Annotated in this window: 19 protein-coding genes and 1 tRNA gene; 19 read left to right on the top strand and 1 reads right to left on the bottom strand. The window is 57.3% G+C overall.

Going from position 1 to position 21248, the window contains the following annotated elements; all coding sequences use genetic code 11:
• Nucleotides 1-66: 66 nt before the first annotated feature.
• The 6 genes from dnaJ to D8779_RS14710 all read left to right on the top strand — a co-directional run bounded on the left by dnaJ (nt 67) and on the right by D8779_RS14710 (nt 7576).
• A complete protein-coding gene (gene dnaJ, locus D8779_RS14735) occupies nt 67-1191 on the top strand; it encodes a molecular chaperone DnaJ (RefSeq protein ID WP_136665251.1) in 1125 nt (374 codons plus the stop codon).
• 76 nt (nt 1192-1267) lie between these two features.
• Entirely contained in the window at nt 1268-2071 is an 804-nt protein-coding gene (dapB, locus tag D8779_RS14730) for a 4-hydroxy-tetrahydrodipicolinate reductase (protein WP_136665250.1), read from the top strand.
• A 208-nt stretch (nt 2072-2279) separates the two neighbouring features.
• Nucleotides 2280-3428: a glutamine-hydrolyzing carbamoyl-phosphate synthase small subunit gene (gene carA / locus D8779_RS14725; RefSeq protein WP_136665249.1), complete on the top strand. Its 1149-nt coding sequence runs from the start codon at nt 2280-2282 to the stop codon at nt 3426-3428.
• 36 nt (nt 3429-3464) lie between these two features.
• Nucleotides 3465-6689, top strand: coding sequence for a carbamoyl-phosphate synthase large subunit (gene carB / locus D8779_RS14720; protein WP_136665248.1), 3225 nt, complete (start codon nt 3465-3467; stop codon nt 6687-6689).
• Nucleotides 6682-7158 carry a transcription elongation factor GreA gene (greA, locus tag D8779_RS14715; RefSeq protein WP_136665247.1) on the top strand — a complete coding sequence of 159 codons (477 nt, stop codon included), beginning with the start codon at nt 6682-6684 and terminating at the stop codon, nt 7156-7158. The genes carB and greA overlap by 8 nt, the downstream gene beginning before the upstream one ends.
• A 37-nt stretch (nt 7159-7195) precedes the next feature.
• Nucleotides 7196-7576, top strand: a complete 381-nt coding sequence (locus D8779_RS14710; RefSeq protein WP_338109872.1) for a DUF4149 domain-containing protein — start codon at nt 7196-7198, stop codon at nt 7574-7576.
• Between the two features lie 69 nt (nt 7577-7645).
• Here D8779_RS14710 and D8779_RS14705 read toward each other — a convergent pair whose 3' ends face one another.
• On the bottom strand, nt 7646-7957 hold the full coding sequence (locus D8779_RS14705) for a YhbY family RNA-binding protein (RefSeq protein WP_136665245.1): 312 nt from the start codon (nt 7955-7957) through the stop codon (nt 7646-7648).
• A gap of 102 nt (nt 7958-8059) precedes the next feature.
• Here D8779_RS14705 and rlmE point away from each other — a divergent pair, with 102 nt between their 5' ends.
• From rlmE to rpsO, 13 genes are all read left to right on the top strand, one after another.
• The gene (rlmE, locus tag D8779_RS14700; RefSeq protein ID WP_136665244.1) at nt 8060-8692 is read left to right on the top strand and encodes a 23S rRNA (uridine(2552)-2'-O)-methyltransferase RlmE; all 633 of its coding nucleotides are present in this window, start codon (nt 8060-8062) and stop codon (nt 8690-8692) included.
• Nucleotides 8693-8848: 156 nt separating this feature from the next.
• The gene (ftsH, locus tag D8779_RS14695; RefSeq protein WP_136665243.1) at nt 8849-10765 is read left to right on the top strand and encodes an ATP-dependent zinc metalloprotease FtsH; all 1917 of its coding nucleotides are present in this window, start codon (nt 8849-8851) and stop codon (nt 10763-10765) included.
• 8 nt (nt 10766-10773) lie between these two features.
• A complete protein-coding gene (folP, locus tag D8779_RS14690) occupies nt 10774-11625 on the top strand; it encodes a dihydropteroate synthase (RefSeq protein WP_136665242.1) in 852 nt (283 codons plus the stop codon).
• Nucleotides 11626-11643: 18 nt separating this feature from the next.
• The gene (gene glmM / locus D8779_RS14685) at nt 11644-12981 is read left to right on the top strand and encodes a phosphoglucosamine mutase (RefSeq protein ID WP_136665241.1); all 1338 of its coding nucleotides are present in this window, start codon (nt 11644-11646) and stop codon (nt 12979-12981) included.
• Nucleotides 12982-13046: 65 nt separating this feature from the next.
• Entirely contained in the window at nt 13047-13802 is a 756-nt protein-coding gene (gene tpiA, locus D8779_RS14680) for a triose-phosphate isomerase (RefSeq protein WP_136665240.1), read from the top strand.
• A 4-nt stretch (nt 13803-13806) separates the two neighbouring features.
• Nucleotides 13807-14190: a preprotein translocase subunit SecG gene (secG, locus tag D8779_RS14675; protein WP_136665598.1), complete on the top strand. Its 384-nt coding sequence runs from the start codon at nt 13807-13809 to the stop codon at nt 14188-14190.
• A 32-nt stretch (nt 14191-14222) separates the two neighbouring features.
• Nucleotides 14223-14308, top strand: a tRNA-Leu gene (locus tag D8779_RS14670).
• A gap of 301 nt (nt 14309-14609) precedes the next feature.
• Nucleotides 14610-15071, top strand: a complete 462-nt coding sequence (gene rimP, locus D8779_RS14665; protein WP_136665239.1) for a ribosome maturation factor RimP — start codon at nt 14610-14612, stop codon at nt 15069-15071.
• A gap of 67 nt (nt 15072-15138) precedes the next feature.
• Nucleotides 15139-16620, top strand: coding sequence for a transcription termination factor NusA (gene nusA / locus D8779_RS14660; protein ID WP_136665238.1), 1482 nt, complete (start codon nt 15139-15141; stop codon nt 16618-16620).
• A gap of 27 nt (nt 16621-16647) precedes the next feature.
• The gene (infB, locus tag D8779_RS14655) at nt 16648-19146 is read left to right on the top strand and encodes a translation initiation factor IF-2 (RefSeq protein WP_136665237.1); all 2499 of its coding nucleotides are present in this window, start codon (nt 16648-16650) and stop codon (nt 19144-19146) included.
• A gap of 108 nt (nt 19147-19254) precedes the next feature.
• The gene (gene rbfA / locus D8779_RS14650; protein ID WP_136665236.1) at nt 19255-19662 is read left to right on the top strand and encodes a 30S ribosome-binding factor RbfA; all 408 of its coding nucleotides are present in this window, start codon (nt 19255-19257) and stop codon (nt 19660-19662) included.
• A 4-nt stretch (nt 19663-19666) separates the two neighbouring features.
• Entirely contained in the window at nt 19667-20587 is a 921-nt protein-coding gene (truB, locus tag D8779_RS14645) for a tRNA pseudouridine(55) synthase TruB (RefSeq protein WP_136665235.1), read from the top strand.
• Nucleotides 20588-20797: 210 nt separating this feature from the next.
• Nucleotides 20798-21067, top strand: a complete 270-nt coding sequence (gene rpsO / locus D8779_RS14640) for a 30S ribosomal protein S15 (protein WP_136665234.1) — start codon at nt 20798-20800, stop codon at nt 21065-21067.
• Nucleotides 21068-21248 lie beyond the last annotated feature (181 nt).

Below are 21248 nucleotides of genomic sequence, written 5' to 3'. Positions count from 1 at the left end.
GCCGCGCGGGAGCTTGCTCCCGCGTTGGCGTGTCTGGAGTAGACGATTTTAAGGTGTTGAAGACTTATGGCTAAACGTGACTTTTATGAGGTGCTCGGTGTTGAGCGCGGTGTCAGTGAGGCGGAGCTGAAAAAGGCTTATCGCCGCCTGGCCATGAAGCATCACCCGGACCGCAATCCCGACGACAAAGCCTCGGAAGAGAAGTTTAAGGAAGCCAACGAGGCTTACGAAGTGCTGTCCGATGCGGCCAAACGTTCGGCGTACGATCAATACGGCCACGCCGGTGTTGATCCGCAAATGGGTGGCGGCGGTGGCGGCCCAGGCGGGGCGAATTTCTCCGACATCTTCGGTGATGTATTCAGTGACTTCTTTGGTGGCCAGCGTGGCGGCCAGCGTGGTGGCGCGCAGCGTGGCAGCGACCTGCGTTATACCTTGGAGTTGGATCTGGAGGAGGCTGTGCGCGGCACCACGGTGACCATTCGCGTACCGACGCTGGTCAACTGCAAGCCATGCGATGGCTCGGGTGCGAAAAAAGGCACGGCGCCAGTCACCTGCACCACCTGTGGCGGTATTGGCCAGGTGCGCATGCAGCAAGGCTTCTTCTCGGTGCAGCAAACCTGCCCACGCTGCCATGGCAGCGGCAAGATGATCACTGACCCGTGCGGCTCGTGCCATGGTCAGGGGCGTGTGGAAGAAAGCAAAACCCTGTCGGTGAAAGTGCCAGCGGGCGTTGATACCGGTGACCGCATCCGTCTGACCGGGGAGGGCGAGGCGGGTGCGATGGGTGGCCCTGCGGGCGATCTGTACGTTGTGGTGAATGTGCGCGAGCATGCGATCTTCCAGCGCGACGGTAAGCACCTGTATTGCGAAGTACCGATCAGCTTTGCTGATGCAGGCCTGGGTGGCGAACTGGAAGTGCCAACCCTGGACGGTCGGGTCAAACTGAAAATCCCTGAAGGCACCCAGACCGGCAAGATGTTCCGTTTGCGCGGCAAGGGCGTGGCCCCGGTGCGCGGTGGTGGTGCGGGCGATCTGATGTGCAAGGTGGCGGTGGAAACCCCGGTCAATCTTGATAAGCGTCAGCGCGAGCTGTTGGACGAGTTCCGCAAAACCCTGGAGGGCAATAGCTCGCACTCGCCGAAGGCCAATGGCTGGTTCGAGGGTGTTAAGCGCTTCTTTGGCGACCTGTAACCTCGGGCGGCAAGTTGTGCGGTGCGGCTGAGTTGGCACCCCACAACTTGTGGCTTGCAGTTTGGAGTTAAGTTCTATGCAACGTATTGCAGTGATGGGCGCCGCTGGGCGCATGGGTAAAACCCTGATCGAGGCCGTGCAATTGGCCGATGGCGCGCAGCTGAGTGCGGCGGTTGATCGTGCTGACAGTAGCCTGGTCGGTGCGGATGTCGGTGAGCTGGTCGCGCAGGGCAAGATCGGCGTCAACCTGGTCGGTGATCTGAGCGCGGTGCTCGATCAGTTCGATGTGCTGATCGACTTTACCCATCCTTCGGTCACCCTGAAAAACTTGGAAGTCTGCCGTCAGGCCGGTAAGGCCATGATCATTGGCACCACCGGTTTTTCGCCAGAAGAAAAGCAGCTGCTGGCCGATGCCGGCAAGCAGATTCCGATCGTGTTTGCCGCCAACTTCAGCGTTGGCGTCAATCTGTGCCTGAAATTGCTGGATACCGCCGCGCGCGTGTTGGGTGATGACGTGGATATCGAAATCATCGAAGCGCACCACCGCCACAAGGTCGATGCGCCTTCCGGTACTGCGCTGCGCATGGGTGAAGTCGTGGCCAATGCGCTGGGGCGAGATCTGCACAAGGTCGCCGTCTATGGGCGCGAAGGCCAGACCGGTGCGCGCGAGCGCGAAACCATCGGGTTTGCCACTGTGCGCGCCGGCGATGTGGTCGGTGATCACACTGTGCTGTTCGCTGCCGATGGTGAGCGGGTGGAGATTACACATAAAGCTTCGAGCCGTATGACCTTTGCCAAAGGCGCAGTGCGCGCGGCGTTGTGGCTGCATAAGCGCGAGCCAGGGCTGTATGACATGCAAGACGTTCTGGGGCTCAACTGAGGCATTCTGTCGCAGTAGTGGCTTTTGCCTGGGTCTTAGTCGCACCGGTGGTGGACCAAAAAGGCAGTTTCCTGTAAGCTTTCTGCTTTAGTGTGTCCACTAAAGTTGCGCAGAATGAATCAGATAAAAAAGCGGGGTGACGGTGCATACGTCATCCCGCTTTTTTACAATCTGCGTTTGCTTCACGATTTGATCTTCGGAGGTTTTCTTGAGTAAGCCAGCCCTTAAACCTGCCATTTTGGCTCTTGCTGATGGCAGTATTTTTCGTGGCGAGGCCATCGGTGCCGATGGCCAGACTATTGGTGAGGTGGTTTTTAACACCGCCATGACCGGCTATCAGGAAATCCTTACCGATCCTTCCTATGCCCAACAGCTCGTTACCCTGACCTATCCGCATATCGGCAACACCGGCACCACGCCGGAAGATGCTGAGTCCAATCGTGTATGGGCCGCCGGGCTGATCATTCGTGACCTGCCGCTGACCTCCAGCAACTGGCGTAACAAGCAACCGCTGGATGAATACCTGAAAGAGAGCGGTACCGTCGCCATCGCCGGCATCGATACCCGTCGCCTGACCCGCATTCTGCGTGAGAAGGGCTCGCAGAACGGCTGCATCCTCGTAGGCGACGACGCTACCGAAGAAAAAGCCCTGGAATTGGCGCGTAGCTTCCCTGGCCTGAAAGGCATGGATCTGGCCAAGGTGGTCAGCTGCACCGAGCGTTACGAGTGGCGCTCTAATGTGTGGAATCTAGAAACCGACAGCCATCCAGAAGTCCCGGCTAATGAGCTGAAGTATCACGTGGTCGCTTACGATTACGGTGTTAAGTGGAACATCCTGCGCATGCTGGTTGAGCGTGGTTGCCGTTTGACTGTGGTACCGGCGCAAACTCCGGCGAACGACGTGTTGGCACTCAATCCCGATGGTGTGTTCCTGTCCAACGGCCCGGGCGATCCTGAGCCGTGCGATTACGCCATCCAAGCGATCAAAGACGTGCTGGAAACCGACATCCCGGTATTTGGCATCTGCCTCGGCCACCAGTTGCTGGCCCTGGCTTCTGGTGCCAAGACCCTGAAAATGGGCCACGGTCACCATGGTGCTAACCACCCAGTACAAGACCTGAAAACCGGTGTGGTGATGATCACCAGTCAGAACCACGGTTTTGCCGTGGATGAAGACAGCCTGCCGAGCAATCTGCGCGCGATCCATAAGTCGCTGTTCGATGGCTCCCTGCAGGGCATCGAGCGCACTGACAAGGATGCTTTCAGCTTCCAGGGGCACCCTGAAGCGAGCCCCGGCCCAGCCGATGTGGCCCCGCTGTTTGACCGCTTTATCGAAACCATGGCCAAGCGCCGCTAAACCTCGCCGACTGACCCAAGGATTCGAGTAACCGCTATGCCAAAACGTACAGATATTAAAAGCATCCTGATCCTCGGCGCTGGCCCGATCGTTATCGGCCAGGCCTGCGAGTTCGACTACTCCGGTGCTCAAGCGTGTAAAGCCCTGAAAGAAGAGGGCTACCGCGTCATCCTGGTGAACTCCAACCCAGCCACCATCATGACTGACCCGGCCATGGCCGACGCCACCTACATCGAGCCGATCAAGTGGTCCACCGTGGCCAAGATCATCGAGAAGGAGCGTCCAGACGCCCTGCTGCCGACCATGGGTGGCCAGACCGCACTGAACTGCGCACTGGACCTGGAAAAGCACGGCGTGCTGGAAAAGTTTGGCGTCGAGATGATCGGTGCTAACGCCGACACCATCGACAAAGCCGAAGACCGTTCGCGCTTCGACAAGGCGATGAAAGACATCGGTTTGGCCTGCCCGGTTTCCGGTATCGCGCACAACATGGAAGAAGCCTACGGCGTGCTGGATAAGGTTGGCTTCCCCTGCATCATCCGGCCGTCCTTCACCATGGGCGGCACCGGCGGCGGCATCGCTTACAACCGCGAAGAATTCGAAGAAATCTGCGCCCGCGGTATCGACCTGTCGCCGACCAGCGAGCTGCTGATCGACGAATCGTTGATCGGCTGGAAAGAGTACGAGATGGAAGTGGTCCGCGACAAAAAGGACAACTGCATCATCGTCTGCGCCATCGAAAATTTCGACCCGATGGGCGTGCACACCGGTGATTCGATCACCGTAGCGCCCGCGCAGACCCTGACGGACAAGGAATACCAGATCCTGCGTAACGCCTCCTTGGCGGTACTGCGTGAGATCGGCGTGGAAACCGGCGGCTCCAACGTGCAGTTCGGCATCTGCCCGAATACTGGCCGCATGGTGGTGATCGAGATGAACCCGCGCGTGTCGCGTTCCTCGGCACTGGCCTCCAAAGCTACCGGCTTCCCGATCGCCAAGATCGCCGCCAAGCTGGCTGTCGGTTACACCCTCGATGAGCTCTCCAACGACATCACCGGCGGCCGCACCCCGGCTTCGTTCGAGCCGGCCATCGACTACGTTGTGACCAAAATCCCGCGTTTCGCCTTCGAGAAGTTCCCTAAAGCCGACGCGCGCCTGACCACCCAGATGAAGTCGGTGGGTGAAGTCATGGCCATCGGCCGCACCTTCCAGGAGTCCCTGCAGAAAGCGCTGCGTGGCTTGGAGGTAGGCGTTTCAGGCCTCGATCCGATGCTCGATCTGGCTGATCCCGAAGTCGAAAGCACCCTGCGTCGCGAGCTCACCGTGCCCAGCGCCGACCGCATCTGGTACATCGGCGATGCTTTCCGTGCGGGCAAGACCGTGGCAGAAGTCTTCGAGCTGACCAATATCGATGAATGGTTCTTGGTGCAGATCGAAGACCTGATCAAAGACGAAGAGCGGATCAAGACGCTGGCCCTGTCCAGCATCGACCGTGACTCGATGTACAAGCTCAAGCGCAAAGGCTTCTCCGATATTCGCCTGGCCAAGCTGCTGGGTGTGACCGAGAAAACCCTGCGCAGCCAGCGCCATAAGCTCAAGGTGCTGCCGGTGTACAAGCGCGTTGACACCTGCGCCGCCGAGTTCGCTACCGACACCGCCTACATGTACTCGACCTATGAGGAAGAGTGCGAGGCCAATCCGTCGAGCCGCGACAAGATCATGATCCTTGGCGGTGGCCCTAACCGTATCGGTCAGGGTATCGAGTTCGATTATTGCTGTGTGCATGCGGCGCTGGCACTGCGTGAAGATGGTTATGAAACCATCATGGTCAACTGCAACCCGGAAACCGTCTCGACCGACTACGACATCTCTGATCGTCTGTATTTCGAGCCGGTGACCCTGGAAGACGTACTGGAAATCGTCCGTGTCGAGCAGCCGAAAGGTGTGATCGTGCAATACGGCGGTCAGACGCCATTGAAGATTTGCCGCGCCTTGGAAGAAGCAGGCGTGCCGATTATCGGTACTTCGCCTGACGCGATCGATCGTGCCGAAGACCGTGAGCGCTTCCAGCAGATGGTGCAGCGCCTTGGTCTGCGTCAGCCTGCCAACGCCACCGCGCGTAGCGAAGACGAAGCGCTGGCGCATTCGAAAGTGATTGGTTATCCGTTGGTGGTGCGTCCGTCCTATGTGCTGGGCGGTCGTGCGATGGAGATTGTCTACCAAGAAGACGAGCTCAAGCGTTATATGCGCGAAGCGGTAAAAGTGTCGAATGACAGCCCGGTGCTGCTCGACCACTTCCTCAACTGCGCCATCGAAGTCGATATCGACGCGGTGTGCGATGGCGAGACCGTGGTAATCGGCGCGATCATGCAGCACATCGAGCAGGCAGGTGTGCACTCCGGCGACTCGGCGTGCTCACTGCCGCCATACTCGCTGCCGGCGCATATCCAGGATGAGATCCGCGATCAGGTCAAGAAAATGGCCTTGGAGCTGGGTGTAGTTGGTCTGATGAACGTGCAGATGGCTGTGCAGGGCGAGGACATCTTCGTCATCGAAGTGAACCCGCGCGCCTCGCGTACCGTGCCGTTCGTCTCCAAGTGCGTCGGTGTCTCCTTGGCCAAAGTGGCTGCCCGTGTGATGGCGGGCAAGTCGCTGGCTGAAGCCGGTTACGCCAAAGAGATCATCCCGCCGTATTTCAGCGTTAAAGAAGCGGTGTTCCCGTTCGCTAAATTCCCGGGTGTTGACCCAATCCTTGGCCCGGAAATGAAGTCCACCGGTGAAGTCATGGGCGTGGGTGATACCTTCGGCGAAGCCTTCGCTAAAGCCCAGTCGGGAGCCAGCGAAATTCTGCCGAACACCGGTTGCGCCTTTATCAGTGTGCGTGAAGACGACAAGCCGGAAGCCGTGCAAGTCGCTCGCGATCTGGTCGCGCTGGGCTTCGAAGTGGTGGCCACCGCAGGCACCGCTAAAGTGATCGAGGCCGCTGGCTTGCCCGTACGCCGGGTTAACAAGGTGACCGAGGGTCGTCCGCACGTGGTCGACATGATCAAGAATGACGAAGTCACCCTGATCATTAATACCACCGAAGGTCGTCAGTCCATCGCCGACTCCTACTCCATTCGTCGTAACGCCCTGCAGCACAAGATCTATTGCACCACCACCATTGCGGCGGGGCAGGCGATCTGTGAAGCGCTCAAATTTGGTCCAGAAAAGACCGTGCGCCGGCTGCAGGATCTGCATGCAGGAATCAAGCATGACTAAATACCCTATGACCGTTCAGGGTGCTCGCGCCCTGGAAGAAGAACACGCGCACCTGACTAAGGTGCTGCGGCCCAAGCTCAGCCAAGAAATTGGTACTGCGCGCGAGCTCGGTGACCTCAAGGAAAACGCCGAATACCACGCTGCTCGTGAGCAGCAGGGGATGGTCGAGGCACGTATCCGTGATATCGAAGGCCGCATGCAGAATGCGGTGATTATTGATGTCACCACCATCGAGCACACTGGCAAGGTGATTTTCGGCACGACTGTAGAAATCGCCAACTGCGAAACCGATGAAAGCGTGACGTATCAGATCGTTGGTGAGGATGAAGCGAACATCAAGCAGCGCAAGCTGTCGGTTGGGTCGCCCATCGCGCGTGCTTTGATCGGCAAGGCAGAAGGGGATGTGGTTATCGTGCAGACCCCAGGCGGCCCGATCGAATACGAAATAGTCGAGGTTCGTCATATCTAAGCCAGGCTCGCGTGATGCTGGCGCAATCAGTTGGTTGTTGGCTCAGACTCTCTGGGTCGGCGGCCTCTGGTTGTTGCATTTTTTGATAATGCCGGCGATATCCAAGGTCGGGCTGGCGTCGCTGCTGGTTGAAGAGCTTGGCGACACGTTGCGGCCGCTGCTGGTCGGTTTGGCGGCTGTTTGTGCGTGCGTGCAGGTGCTGGTGTTGATTCGAGCCGAGCGTTTGGTCAGCCTGGTGCGCGATATGCGCGGGCAATTGCTGCTGGTCGTGATAGCAATGGCAGTCAGTTACTTTGGCGTGCGCCAATGGCTACCCACAGCCGGGTTATGGCAGATGTTCAGCTACCTAGTGATGGCGTTCTGCGGGTTGTTACTGGTCTTGCAACCGGTACCTGACCGCTTCAGGCCTAAGGTCTGATCGCACAGGCTTTTGTGTACGGTAGGATGTTTGCGAAGGCGCTGTGTGCGCCTCGCAGTGGCGGCGGGATCAGGCGTGATGGCGGTGAACGTTGGACAGGTTCTTGTTCACTTTCGGATTTTTGCGATAGATCAACGCCATTTTGCCAATTACCTGGACGAGATCGGCATTGCCGGCTTTGCACAGTTCGTTAATGGCGGCTAGGCGGCTTTCGCGCTCAGTGATGCGCAGTTGTACTTTAATCAGCTCGTGGTCGCTCAGTGCGCGCTCCAGCTCAGCCTGTACGCCTTCGGTCAAACCATTGTCAGCCACGATCAACACAGGTTTGAGGTGGTGGCCAATGGATTTGAATTGTTTCTTCTGCTCTTGAGTGAGCGGCATAATCTGATTCCTGCATTTAATCTGGTAAAAACGACGGTTAGTTTACCCGAGCGCCTTCGGGGTCGCCCAGATATTCATGCGTTACACATACCGAGGTATTGCGTGGCCCGTACCAAGAGCAGTCAAGGTTGGCTGAGAGAGCATTTCAACGACCCCTACGTCAAAATGGCGCAGAAGGATGGCTATCGTTCGCGCGCCAGCTACAAGCTCCTAGAGATCCAAGAGAAGGATCGCATCCTCCGGCCTGGCATGACGGTAGTCGATCTGGGGTCAGCGCCCGGTGGCTGGTCACAGGTCACCAGTCGGGTGATTGGTGATAAAGGCACGCTGATAGCCTCCGACATCCTTGAGATGGACAGTATCCCGGATGTGACTTTCATTCAGGGTGACTTTACCGAGGATGCAGTGTTCGAGCAGTTGCTTGAGGCGATCGGGGGGCGTCCGGTGGACCTTGTTATTTCAGATATGGCCCCCAATATGAGTGGTGTAAGGGAGTCGGATCAGCCGCGTGCGATGTACCTGTGCGAATTGGCGCTGGATTTGTCGACGCGGGTTCTGCGTCCCGGTGGTGATTTTCTGATCAAGATCTTCCAGGGCGAAGGCTTTGCTGAATACCACAAGCAAGTGCGCCAGTTGTTCGACAAGGTGCAGATGCGCAAGCCGCTGTCTTCACGTGATCGTTCGCGTGAGCAATATATGTTGGCGCGTGGTTTTCGCGGCCAGCCCGAGGCCTGAGCCTGTGCTGGGTGTACTGCCGAACAAATAAAGGGTTACAGACGGCGCCTGCCAGGGGTGGGCGTTGTGTAGTAAGTTAGATCAGTACATAACTGGTCGTCATGCGAAGCGCGCTTCAGCAAGGGGCCTGCTTCAGAGGGTAGCTAATTGAACGACATGGCAAAGAATCTGGTCCTGTGGCTGATCATCGCCGCCGTCTTGGTGACGGTGATGAATAATTTTTCCAGCCCGAGTGAGTCCAACAAACTCAATTATTCGCAGTTTATCCAGCAGGTTCAGGATGGCGGCGTTAAGCGTGTGACGGTTGATGGTTTCATCATCAGCGGCACGCGCAGCGATGGCTCGTCATTTGAGACCGTGCGCCCGGCGATTCAGGATAACGGTCTGATCAAGGACCTGATGGACAATAACGTCGAGATCGTCGGCAAGCAGCCTGAGCAGCAGAGCATCTGGACTCAGTTGCTGGTTGCCAGCTTCCCGATCCTGGTGATTATCGCGGTGTTCATGTTCTTTATGCGCCAGATGCAAGGTGGCGCAGGCGGTAAAGGCGGGCCGATGAGTTTCGGCAAGAGTAAGGCGCGTTTGCTGTCGGAAGATCAGGTTAAAACCACTTTTGCTGACGTCGCCGGGTGTGACGAGGCCAAAGAAGAAGTCAGCGAGCTGGTTGAGTTTCTGCGCGACCCAGGCAAGTTTCAGCGCCTGGGTGGTCGTATTCCACGCGGCGTGCTGATGGTTGGTTCGCCTGGTACCGGTAAAACATTGCTGGCCAAAGCCGTTGCCGGTGAAGCCAAGGTTCCGTTCTTTACCATTTCCGGTTCGGATTTCGTCGAGATGTTCGTCGGTGTCGGTGCATCTCGTGTGCGTGACATGTTCGAGCAGGCCAAGAAACACGCGCCATGCATCATCTTTATCGACGAAATCGATGCCGTTGGTCGCCATCGTGGCGCAGGCATGGGCGGTGGTCATGATGAGCGTGAGCAGACACTCAACCAGTTGCTGGTGGAGATGGATGGCTTTGAAGCGAACGACGGCATCATCGTGATTGCCGCTACCAACCGTCCAGACGTACTTGACCCAGCTCTGTTGCGTCCAGGGCGTTTCGACCGTCAGGTTGTGGTGGGTTTGCCGGACATTCGTGGTCGCGAGCAAATCCTCAAGGTCCATATGCGCAAAGTGCCAATGGGCGAAGATGTCGCGCCGGGTGTGATCGCGCGTGGTACGCCGGGCTTCTCCGGTGCCGACTTGGCGAACTTGGTCAATGAAGCCTCTTTGTTTGCTGCGCGCTCCGGTAAGCGTGTGGTTGAGATGAAGGAATTCGAGCTGGCCAAAGACAAGATCATGATGGGTGCCGAGCGCAAGACCATGGTCATGTCGGATAAGGAAAAGCTCAATACCGCCTTCCACGAAGCCGGTCACGCTATTGTTGGGCGCTTGGTGCCTGAGCATGATCCTGTCTATAAGGTGTCGATCATCCCGCGCGGTCGCGCCCTGGGCGTGACCATGTTCCTGCCTGAGGAAGACCGCTACAGTCTGAGCAAGCGTGCGTTGACCAGTCAGATTTGCTCGTTGTTCGGTGGGCGGATTGCCGAAGAAATGACCTTGGGCTTCGACGGCGTCACCACCGGTGCATCCAACGACATCATGCGCGCCACGCAGCTGGCCAAAAATATGGTGACCAAGTGGGGGTTGTCGGAAAAACTCGGCCCGCTTATGTATGCGGAAGAAGAGGGTGAAGTCTTCCTTGGTCGTAGCATGGGCAGCAATCAGAGCAATGTTTCTGCTGACACCGCAAAGCTGATTGACCAAGAAATACGCAGCATCATCGACGGCTGTTATGCCACCGCCAAGCGTTTGCTGGAAGAAAATCGCGACAAGCTGGATGCAATGGCTGAGGCGCTGATGAAGTATGAAACCATCGACGCTGAGCAAATCGAGGACATCATGAATGGTCTCGCGCCGCGTGAACCGAAGGGTTGGCAGAGTAAAGACGATAACGACGGTACGCCTACTGCGCCAGTAAGCCTCGTTGAGCCTTCGGATAAGCCAATCGGTGGCCCTGCCGCGGAACTCTAAGGCTCTCCATGTCTGTTGTGCCTACCTTTGACCGGCTGCCGTGTGGCAGCCGGTTTCTTGATTTAAGCCGTCCGCATGTGATGGGTATTCTCAACGTAACCCCCGATTCGTTTTCCGATGGCGGGCGTTATGGTCAGCGTGATGCGGCGTTACGTCATGCTGAGGCGATGCTGCAAGCGGGGGCGACGCTGATTGATGTCGGTGGTGAGTCGACGCGTCCTGGCGCTCGTGCGGTTTCTTCGGTTGAGGAGCTAGAGCGGGTTGCGCCCGTCGTTGAGGCCATTGCTCGCGAGCTGGATGTGATCATTTCAGTGGATACTTCAACGCCTGCAGTCATCCGTGAAACTGCGCGACTGGGCGCTGGTTTGATCAATGATGTGCGTTCACTGCAGCGTGATGGCGCTTTGGATGCGGTGGCGGACAGTGGCTTGCCGGTGTGCTTGATGCACATGCGCGGTGAGCCCACCACCATGCAGCAGAACCCTCAATACCCTGATGTCGTGGCAGAAGTGCGCGAGTTTCTACTTGAGCGCCTGACTGCTTGTGCGGCGGTTGGGATTGGCGCTGAGCGAGTCATCCTTGATCCGGGTTTCGGTTTTGCGAAAACCCTGGAGCACAATCTCTCGCTATTCAAGCATTTGCAGTCGCTGCATGTGTTGGGTCGGCCTTTGCTGGTCGGCGTGTCGCGCAAGAGTATGATCGGCAAGGTGCTGGGGCATGAGGTGGGTGAGCGCCTATACGGCAGCCTGGCCTTGGCTGCACTGGCGTTGAGCAAAGGGACGCATATTTTGCGGGTCCACGATGTGGCACAAACAGTTGATGTAGTGCGGATGATCGCCGCGGTTGAAGCGGCCGAATAAGTTAGAAGGAATTGTGGGATGGGTAGAAAATATTTTGGTACTGACGGTATTCGTGGGCGTGTCGGTGACTTCCCTATTACCCCGGAATTCATGCTCAAGCTCGGCTGGGCAGCCGGGATGGCGTTCCGTAAGCAGGGCAAATGCCGCATTCTGATTGGCAAGGACACGCGTATTTCCGGCTATATGTTCGAGTCTGCCTTGGAGGCGGGTCTGTCTGCGGCCGGCGCGGATGTAATGCTGCTCGGCCCAATGCCAACGCCAGCAATCGCCTACTTGACCCGTACGTTCCATGCTGAGGCCGGGATCGTTATCAGTGCCTCGCACAATCCGCATCACGACAATGGCATCAAGTTCTTCTCGGGGCAGGGCACCAAGCTGCCGGATGAGATTGAGATGATGATCGAGGAGTTGCTCGATCAGCCGATGACCGTGGTTGATTCCGAGCAGCTGGGCAAAGTCTCGCGGATCAACGATGCCGCCGGCCGCTATATCGAATTCTGTAAGAGCAGTGTGCCGAGCAGTACTGACTTTGCTGGGCTGAAGATTGTCGTCGATTGTGCTCATGGCGCGGCGTACAAAGTTGCGCCAAGCGTATTCCGTGAGTTGGGCGCACAGGTAACGGTTCTGTCGGCGCAGCCCAATGGTTTGAATATCAATGACAACTGCGGCTCGACTCACGTCGAAGCGCTGCAGGCTGAAGTGCTGGCACAGCAGGCTGATCTGGGTATTGCCTTTGATGGTGATGCGGATCGCGTGTTGATGGTCGATCACTCCGGCGCGGTGGTTGATGGTGATGAGTTGCTGTTTATCATCGCCCGCGACCTGTTGGAGCGCGGCAAGCTGCAGGGGGGGGTGGTCGGTACACTGATGAGTAATCTCGGGCTGGAGCTGGCCCTTGCTGATCTGGGTATTCCGTTTGTGCGTGCCAAGGTCGGCGACCGGTATGTGATTGCCGAGTTACTGTCGCGTAACTGGCAGTTGGGGGGTGAAAACTCAGGCCATCTGGTGTGTTTCCAGCACACCACCACGGGCGATGCGATCATCGCCGCGTTGCAGGTGCTGATGGCGCTCAAGCGTCGTGGGCAAACGTTGGGTGAGGCGCGACTGGGCATGCAAAAATGCCCGCAGGTGTTAGTCAATGTCCGCTTCGCTGGCGGTGCTGATCCGCTGGAGCACCCGTCGGTGCGCGAAGCCAGTGCGCGAGTGACCGAGCAAATGGCTGGCCGTGGCCGTGTGTTGCTGCGCAAGTCTGGCACCGAACCATTGGTGCGCGTCATGGTTGAGGGTGACGATGAAGATCAGGTGCGCGGCTATGCCGATGAATTAGCTAAAGTTGTTGCAGGCGCCTGTGTTTGATTCGGCTTGCCAGTCGCTTAGCTGTTGGGTAACATCTGCGCCCTCTTTGACCGACGAGGTAAAGCATGCGTCGCCCAATGGTAGCTGGTAACTGGAAAATGCACGGTACCCGCGCCAGCGTCGCAGAGCTGATCAACGGTCTCGCTCAGCAGGCTTTGCCTGCTGATGTGGATGTTGCAGTTTTTCCCTCTTGCTTGCATCTCGGTCAGGTGGTTGATGGCCTGACAGGCAAGGTTGTTGCGGTAGGTGCGCAAGATTGCGCGACCGAGGCGCAGCAAGGTGCTTTGACGGGTGAGGTGGCGGCAAGTCAGTTGCGCGACGCCCTTTGCTCGCTGGTGTTGGTTGGTCACTCCGAACGCAGGTCTTTGCTGGGTGAGGGTGATGAGGTTGTGACGCGCAAGTTTGCTGCGGCTCAGGCCTCGGGTTTGCTACCGGTGCTGTGTGTTGGTGAGACCTTGGCTCAGCGCGAGGCGGGGCAGACGCTCGAAGTGGTCGCTGCGCAGTTGTCTGCGGTGGCAGATGCTTTAGGTGTTGAGGTTTTTGTTGATGCCGTAATTGCCTATGAGCCGGTTTGGGCTATTGGTACGGGCTTAACTGCCTCGCCTGAGCAGGCTCAGGAAGTGCATGCGGCGATTCGTGCGCAGTTGGCGGCGAAAAGCCCTCAGCTGGCAGAGAAAGTAAGAATTCTATATGGCGGCAGTGTTAAAGCCGCCAGTGCAGCCGAGTTGTTCGGTATGCCGGATATCGATGGGGGGCTTGTGGGTGGAGCCTCTCTGAATGCAGATGAGTTCGGTGCGATCTGTCGCGCCGCAGGAAGCTAAGAAAATGCTGGAAACAGTTATCGTTGTTCTTCATCTGCTGGGTGCCATCGGCGTTGTTGTGCTGGTTTTGCTGCAGCAGGGTAAAGGTGCTGATGCAGGTGCCTCTTTTGGTGCTGGCGCGTCCTCTACTGTGTTCGGTAGTCAAGGAACTACTACCTTTCTGAGTCGAGTTACTGCTATACTTGCCACCGCTTTTTTCATGTCTAGCTTGGGCTTAGGCTACTTTGCTAAAGAGAAAGCTGATGGTATGGCTCAGGTTGGTTTGCCTGATCCGGCAGTCTTGGAAGTACAACAGGCTGCTCCAGCTGTTGAAGATGTACCTGTTCTTGATGCAGCTAAGCCGGCTATCGAAGCGGCGGACGTACCTCAGGCTCCTGAGCAGCAGTAACACGCAGTAAGTAACATGCAGTAAATGATTTTGCCGAGGTGGTGGAATTGGTAGACACGCTACCTTGAGGTGGTAGTGGCCATAGGCTGTAGGGGTTCGAGTCCCCTTCTCGGTACCAATTTTCAAGAAGGCCCGCTCGATGCGGGCCTTCTTGTTGCTGGAGCTTCGATTGACCCTTTGATGGGATCAGTCGTATAATCCGGCCCCAGCTTTGATGTGGGATTGAGCAGCAAGGTCGCTCCTCGGATGTTGAATCCGAAGATGGCTGGGTTAAACCAGCCCCCGCATTGAGTTGCAGAGGAGCCCCTTTTAAGGGGCTTTTTGCTAGCTGGGTGACAGCTTTACCGGCCTTTAATGGGCGGTTCGATGATGGGCGTTTCGCCCATTTTTTATTTTTACAGCATGCGCGAGGGGTTCAGGTGTCGAGCAAGCTAGAACAGTTGCAGGCCTTGGTGGCCCCGGTAGTCGAGGCTCTTGGCTACCAATGTTGGGGTGTCGAGTTCCTGTCACAAGGGCGGCATTCTCTGCTGCGAATTTATATTGATAAACAGCCTGACGGCGTGCTGATCGAGGACTGTGAAATTGTCAGTCGACAGATCAGTGGTGTGCTCGATGTTGAGGACCCGATCAGCGCCGAGTACACCCTTGAGGTGTCCTCGCCAGGCATGGATCGGCCGCTGTTCACTATTGAACAGTTTGCCGGCCATGCGGGCGAGCAAGTGAAGATCAAACTGCGCTCGCCTTTTGAAGGGCGACGCAACTTTCAGGGCCTTCTGCGCGGTGTGGAAGAGCAGGACGTGGTGGTGCAGGTGGATGACCATGAGTTTCTGTTGCCGATCGATATGATCGACAAGGCCAATATTATCCCCAGGTTTGATTGAGACGCGGATCCCGCGCAAGTGGCGCGGATAGCGCGGATCCAATGGATTGCGAAAGGCGAGGCGTACGATGAGCAAAGAAGTACTGCTGGTTGTTGAGTCGGTATCCAACGAAAAGGGCGTGCCGGCTAACGTTATTTTTGAAGCGCTGGAGCTGGCGTTGGCCACGGCTACCAAGAAGCGTTTTGAAGATGAAGTTGAGTTGCGTGTGACGATTAATCGTCAGACCGGCAACTACGAAACATTCCGCTGCTGGACAGTGGTGGAAGAAAGTGACTTTGATGATCCTGCACATCAGGTCACCACTGACATGCCACGCGCAGTCGAAGCCAGTGCAAGCGTTGGCACCGTGCTGGAAGAGAAGATCGATTCGATCGAGTTTGGCCGAATTGCTGCGCAAACTGCCAAGCAAGTGATTGTGCAGAAAGTCCGCGAGGCTGAGCGTGCTCAGGTGGTTGAGGCTTACCGCGAGCGTCTGGGTGAAATCATCTCCGGCACAGTGAAGAAAGTCACCCGTGACAGCGTAATCGTTGACTTGGGTAACAACGCTGAAGCGATGCTAGCCCGCGAAGACATCATCTCGCGTGAAACTTTCCGTGTCGGTGTGCGCCTGCGTGCATTGCTCAAGGAAATTCGCACCGAAAACCGCGGCCCGCAGCTGATCCTTTCGCGTACAGCGCCAGAAATGCTCATCGAGTTGTTTCGCATAGAAGTGCCGGAAATTGCTGAAGAGCTGATCGAGGTGATGGGCGCTGCCCGTGATCCAGGTTCGCGCGCTAAGTTGGCTGTGCGTTCAAAAGATAAGCGCATTGACCCACAGGGTGCCTGTATCGGTATGCGCGGTTCGCGCGTGCAGGCAGTCTCCGGTGAGTTGGCGGGTGAGCGTGTTGATATCGTGCTGTGGGATGACAACCCCGCACAATTCGTGATCAACGCCATGTCGCCAGCCGAAGTGGCCGCCATTATTGTCGACGAAGATGCTCATGCTATGGACATCGCCGTTGGCGCAGACAACCTTGCTCAGGCCATTGGTCGCGGCGGTCAGAACGTGCGTTTGGCCAGTCAACTGACTGGCTGGACCTTGAACGTGATGACCGAAGCGGACATCCAGGCCAAGCAGCAGGCGGAAACAGGCGACATCCTGCAGCGCTTTATCGACGAGTTGGAAGTTGATGAAGAGTTAGCCCAGGTGTTGGTCGAAGAAGGCTTCACCAGCCTTGAAGAAATTGCCTACGTACCGATGGAAGAAATGCTCAGCATTGATGGTTTTGACGAGGATATCGTCAGCGAGCTCCGCGCTCGTGCCAAAGATCGCTTGCTGACTAAAGCCATCGCCAACGAGGAAAAGCTGGCAGATGCCCACCCAGCCGAAGACTTGCTCTCGCTTGAGGGGATGGATAAGGCGCTTGCGCATGAACTGGCAGTGCGCGGCGTTGTTAACCGCGAAGACCTGGCCGAGCAGTCTATTGATGACCTGCTCGACATCGACGGTATCGACGCTGAGCGAGCCGGCAAGTTGATCATGGCCGCCCGAGCCCATTGGTTCGAGTAAGCAGTTGCGGCCTGAGGAGAGAAATGCATGACGCAAGTCACGGTTAAAGAACTGGCCCAAGTGGTCAATACGCCGGTTGAACGCCTGCTCCAGCAAATGAGTGAGGCAGGTTTGCCGCACAAGAGTGCTGAGCAAGCGGTAACTGACAGTGAGAAGCAGGCCTTGTTGGCCCATCTCAAGAGCAGTCACGGCGACAGCAAAACAGAAGAGCCGCGCAAGATTACCTTGCAGCGCAAAACGACCAGCACACTACGGGTTGCCGGTAGCAAGACTATTAGCGTCGAAGTGCGTAAGAAGAAGACCTTCGTCAAGCGCAGCCCAGAAGAGATCGAAGCTGAGAAGCAACGTGAACTGGCTGAGCAACGTGCTGCTGCTGATGCCGTGCGGGTGAAAGCTGAAGAAGACGCTAAGCGTCGTGCAGCTGAAAACGTGCAGAGCCCAAGTGTTGCTGCCGAAGCCGTTGCCGCTACTGAGGCTGCACCTGCGCCAGTGGCTCCGGTAGACGTCTCGTTTGTCACTGCCCCGGTAGCTGACGAGCGTAAAAAAGACGAACCGCGCCGTCCAGATAAAGCCCGCAATGATGACGCTGACCGTCGTGGTGGCGAGCGCAAGACCACTCAGCATCGCCCGAGCGCCAAGGAAAAGGCTCCAGCTCCGCGCGTTGCCCCGCGCACCATTGACGAAGAAAGCGACAGCTTCCGTCGTGGCGGCCGTGGCAAAGGTAAGCTGAAGAAGCGCAACGCTCATGGTTTCCAGAGCCCAACCGGCCCTGTGATTCGTGACGTTGCCATCGGCGAGACCATCACTGTGGGCGATTTGGCTCAGCAGATGTCGGTTAAAGCGGCTGAAGTTATCAAGTTCATGTTCAAGATGGGCACCCCAGTGACCATCAACCAGGTACTGGATCAGGAAACTGCCCAGTTGATCGCCGAAGAGCTGGGCCACAAGGTTAAGCTGGTTAGCGACAATGCTCTGGAAGATTCCCTGGCCGAGTCTCTGAAGTTTGAAGGTGAGTCGTTCTCCCGTGCACCGGTTGTGACCGTAATGGGCCACGTTGACCACGGTAAAACCTCGCTGCTCGACTATATCCGTCGTGCCAAGGTTGCTGCTGGCGAAGCCGGTGGCATCACCCAGCATATCGGTGCGTACCACGTAGAAACTGAGCGCGGCATGGTTACCTTCCTCGACACCCCAGGCCACGCCGCGTTTACCGCGATGCGTGCCCGCGGTGCCAAGGCGACCGATATCGTGATCCTGGTGGTTGCAGCGGACGACGGCGTAATGCCGCAGACCATTGAAGCCGTTCAGCACGCGAAAGCTGCTGGTGTGCCGCTGGTGGTTGCGGTGAACAAGATCGACAAGCCGGGTGCTGATCTCGACCGCATCCGTAGCGAGCTTTCGGTACACGGCGTGACCTCGGAAGAGTGGGGCGGTGATACACCGTTCGTCTCCGTATCGGCGAAAGTCGGTACCGGTGTTGATGACCTGCTGGAAGCCGTGCTGCTGCAAGCCGAGGTTCTCGAACTGAAAGCTACGCCATCGGCCCCGGGTCGCGGTGTAGTGGTTGAATCGCGCCTGGATAAAGGTCGCGGTCCGGTTGCCACCGTACTGGTTCAGGACGGCACCCTGCGTCAAGGCGACATGGTGCTGATCGGCTCCAACTTCGGTCGCATCCGCGCCATGCTCGACGAGAATGGTAAGCCGATCAAAGAAGCTGGTCCGTCGATTCCTGTTGAAATTCTCGGTCTGGACGGCACGCCGGATGCCGGCGACGACATGAGCGTTCTGACTGATGAGAAGAAAGCTCGCGAAGTCGCGCTGTTCCGTCAAGGCAAGTTCCGCGAAGTGAAACTGGCCCGTGCTCACGCCGGTAAGCTGGAAAACATCTTCGAGAACATGGGTCAGGAAGAGAAGAAGACGCTTAATATCGTCCTCAAATCCGATGTCCGTGGTTCCCTGGAAGCGCTGCAAGGCTCGCTCGGCGGCCTGGGTAACGATGAAGTGCAAGTGCGTGTGGTCGGTGGCGGCGTCGGTGGTATCACCGAATCCGATGCCAACCTGGCGCTGGCCTCCAACGCTGTACTGTTCGGCTTCAACGTGCGTGCCGATGCTGGCGCGCGCAAGATCGTCGAGCAGGAAGGTCTGGATATGCGTTACTACAACGTGATCTACGACATCATCGAAGACGTCAAGAAAGCCCTCACCGGCATGCTCGGCAGCGATGTTCGCGAGAACATTCTGGGTATCGCCGAAGTGCGTGACGTGTTCCGTTCGCCGAAGTTCGGCGCGATTGCCGGTTGTATGGTGCTCGAGGGTACGGTTCACCGTAACCGTCCGATCCGCGTACTGCGCGACGATGTGGTGATCTTCGAAGGCGAGCTGGAATCTCTGCGTCGCTTTAAAGACGATGCGGCCGAAGTGCGTAACGGCATGGAGTGCGGTATCGGCGTGAAGAGCTACAACGACGTCAAAGTCGGCGACAAGATCGAAGTGTTCGAGAAAGTCCAAGTGGCTCGCAGCCTGTAAGCTCGAGTCGCAACACGCAACGCCCGGCCCCGCTTTTGCGCGGCCGGGCGTTTGCCGCTTTTAGGTCCGCTGCTTGTTTGAGCCGCGTGACGAGTGAAGGTAGTAGAAATGGCCAAAGAATTTAGCCGGGCTCAGCGCATCGGCGACCAGATACAGCGTGAATTGGCGCAGCTGATCCGTATGGAAATCAAAGACCCGCGTCTTGGCGGTCTGGTGACCATCACTGCAGTGGAAGTGAGTCGCGATTCCAGTCATGCCAAGGTGTTTGTCACCATCATGGGTGGCGAGCCTGAAGAGGGTGTTGATCCCGTGGTGCAGAGTATCAAGGTGCTCAACGATGCCAGCGGTTTTCTGCGTATGCAGTTGGGTAAGGCAATGAAGCTGCGCAGCGTGCCGAACCTGCGCTTTCACTACGATGCCAGCGTGATTCGCGGCGCGGAGTTGTCGGCGCTGATCGAGCGTGCGGTGAGCGAAGACCGTCAGCACGATGAAGATTCAACTGAGGCCAAGGAGTAAGCGCGTGGCCCAGGTAAAACGTATTCGTCGTGCCGTCGATGGCATCATTTTGTTGGATAAGCCAAAAGGCTTCAGCTCCAACGCTGCACTGCAAAAGGTGCGCTGGTTGCTCAATGCCGAAAAAGCCGGGCACACCGGCAGCCTTGATCCTTTAGCTACCGGCGTATTGCCGCTGTGCTTTGGTGAGGCGACCAAGTTCTCCCAGTACCTGCTCGATGCCGACAAAGGCTACGAGACCCTGATGCAGCTAGGCGTTACCACCACCACGGCAGACGCCGAAGGTGAAGTGTTGGAGCGTCGCCCGGTGACCGTTGGTCGCGACGATATCGAAGCGGTTTTGCCCGGTTTTCGCGGTGAAATCAGCCAGATACCGCCGATGTACTCGGCGCTCAAGCGTGACGGCCAACCACTTTACAAGCTGGCCCGCGCGGGTGAAGTAGTGGAGCGCGAGCCGCGTTCTGTTACTATTGCGCGCCTGGAATTACTGGGCTGCGAGGCGGACCAAGCACGCTTGGCGGTGGATTGCACCAAGGGCACCTATATCCGTACGTTGGTCGAAGACATTGGCCACTTGCTAGGTTGCGGCGCACACGTTGCAGAGCTACGTAGAACCAAAGCCGGCCCCTTTGATTTGACCCGCACCGTCACGCTCGAAGAGCTGGAACGGGTGCATGGCGAAGGCGGTAACGAGGCGGTCGATCAGTTCTTGTTGCCATCCGACAGTGGTTTGCAACATTGGCCGCTGCTGCAGTTCTCCGAACACAGTTCGTTCTACTGGTTGCAAGGGCAGCCGGTACGCGCACCGGAAGCGCCGAAGTTCGGCATGGTACGGGTGCAAGATCACAACGGTCGCTTTATCGGTATCGGTGAAGTGAGCGAAGATGGGCGCATTGCGCCGCGTCGATTGATTGCGAACAAGGCCTAGCCTTGGTTATAAACACGGGCCATAGGCCTGTGATGCAGGATTCGGTCAGTATGGCCGTAGCGCAGGCAAGGGGTTTCGGCTCTGGCCTGCGTGTATCGAGGGTGGCTGTTAATAGGCACGGTCATTCCTCACTTAAAAACACGGGAAGTGATTCCCGGCCTATTGAAACTGCTGCGTTGCAGCCGTTTCGTAATTGAGAGGATTGCCCACATGGCACTCAGCGTTGAAGAAAAAGCTCAAATCGTTACCGACTACAAGCAAGCTGAAGGCGACACCGGTAGCCCGGAAGTGCAGGTTGCACTGCTGTCCGCCAACATCAACAAGCTGCAGGGGCACTTCAAGGCCAACGGTAAAGACCACCACTCGCGTCGTGGCCTGATCCGTATGGTTAACCAGCGTCGTAAGCTGCTGGATTACCTGAAGGGTAAAGATGTTAGCCGTTACAGCGCCCTGATCGGTCGCCTGGGTCTGCGTCGCTAAGCAATGCTTATGCGTAGCTGACTGCCGAAGCTGGAAGTGGGGTTTGCCCTGCTTCCAGCTTTTGTTTTTGTGCTTTAGCTGTTTTGGACGATAGCGGGTCCGATACCCGTAACCGCCCACTCATTCTGCAAGACCCGTTTGTTCATCTAAGGGTGATAGAACGGCAGCAAGAACCGCTTTC

This window comes from Pseudomonas leptonychotis (genome assembly GCF_004920405.1).
Taxonomy (GTDB): domain Bacteria; phylum Pseudomonadota; class Gammaproteobacteria; order Pseudomonadales; family Pseudomonadaceae; genus Aquipseudomonas; species Aquipseudomonas leptonychotis.
Note: the sequence above shows the minus strand (reverse complement) of the source record. Positions and strands in the feature narration are given on the sequence as shown.

What these genes read in the sequence shown, in the direction of transcription:
- dnaJ (WP_136665251.1), top strand. Translation starts at nt 67, where the DNA reads ATGGCTAAACGTGACTTTTATGAGGTGCTCGGTGTTGAGCGCGGTGTC.
- dapB (WP_136665250.1), top strand. Translation starts at nt 1,268, where the DNA reads ATGCAACGTATTGCAGTGATGGGCGCCGCTGGGCGCATGGGTAAAACC.
- carB (WP_136665248.1), top strand. Translation starts at nt 3,465, where the DNA reads ATGCCAAAACGTACAGATATTAAAAGCATCCTGATCCTCGGCGCTGGC.
- greA (WP_136665247.1), top strand. Translation starts at nt 6,682, where the DNA reads ATGACTAAATACCCTATGACCGTTCAGGGTGCTCGCGCCCTGGAAGAA.
- D8779_RS14705 (WP_136665245.1), bottom strand. Translation starts at nt 7,957, where the DNA reads ATGCCGCTCACTCAAGAGCAGAAGAAACAATTCAAATCCATTGGCCAC.
- ftsH (WP_136665243.1), top strand. Translation starts at nt 8,849, where the DNA reads ATGGCAAAGAATCTGGTCCTGTGGCTGATCATCGCCGCCGTCTTGGTG.
- folP (WP_136665242.1), top strand. Translation starts at nt 10,774, where the DNA reads ATGTCTGTTGTGCCTACCTTTGACCGGCTGCCGTGTGGCAGCCGGTTT.
- glmM (WP_136665241.1), top strand. Translation starts at nt 11,644, where the DNA reads ATGGGTAGAAAATATTTTGGTACTGACGGTATTCGTGGGCGTGTCGGT.
- tpiA (WP_136665240.1), top strand. Translation starts at nt 13,047, where the DNA reads ATGCGTCGCCCAATGGTAGCTGGTAACTGGAAAATGCACGGTACCCGC.
- secG (WP_136665598.1), top strand. Translation starts at nt 13,807, where the DNA reads ATGCTGGAAACAGTTATCGTTGTTCTTCATCTGCTGGGTGCCATCGGC.
- nusA (WP_136665238.1), top strand. Translation starts at nt 15,139, where the DNA reads ATGAGCAAAGAAGTACTGCTGGTTGTTGAGTCGGTATCCAACGAAAAG.
- infB (WP_136665237.1), top strand. Translation starts at nt 16,648, where the DNA reads ATGACGCAAGTCACGGTTAAAGAACTGGCCCAAGTGGTCAATACGCCG.
- rbfA (WP_136665236.1), top strand. Translation starts at nt 19,255, where the DNA reads ATGGCCAAAGAATTTAGCCGGGCTCAGCGCATCGGCGACCAGATACAG.
- rpsO (WP_136665234.1), top strand. Translation starts at nt 20,798, where the DNA reads ATGGCACTCAGCGTTGAAGAAAAAGCTCAAATCGTTACCGACTACAAG.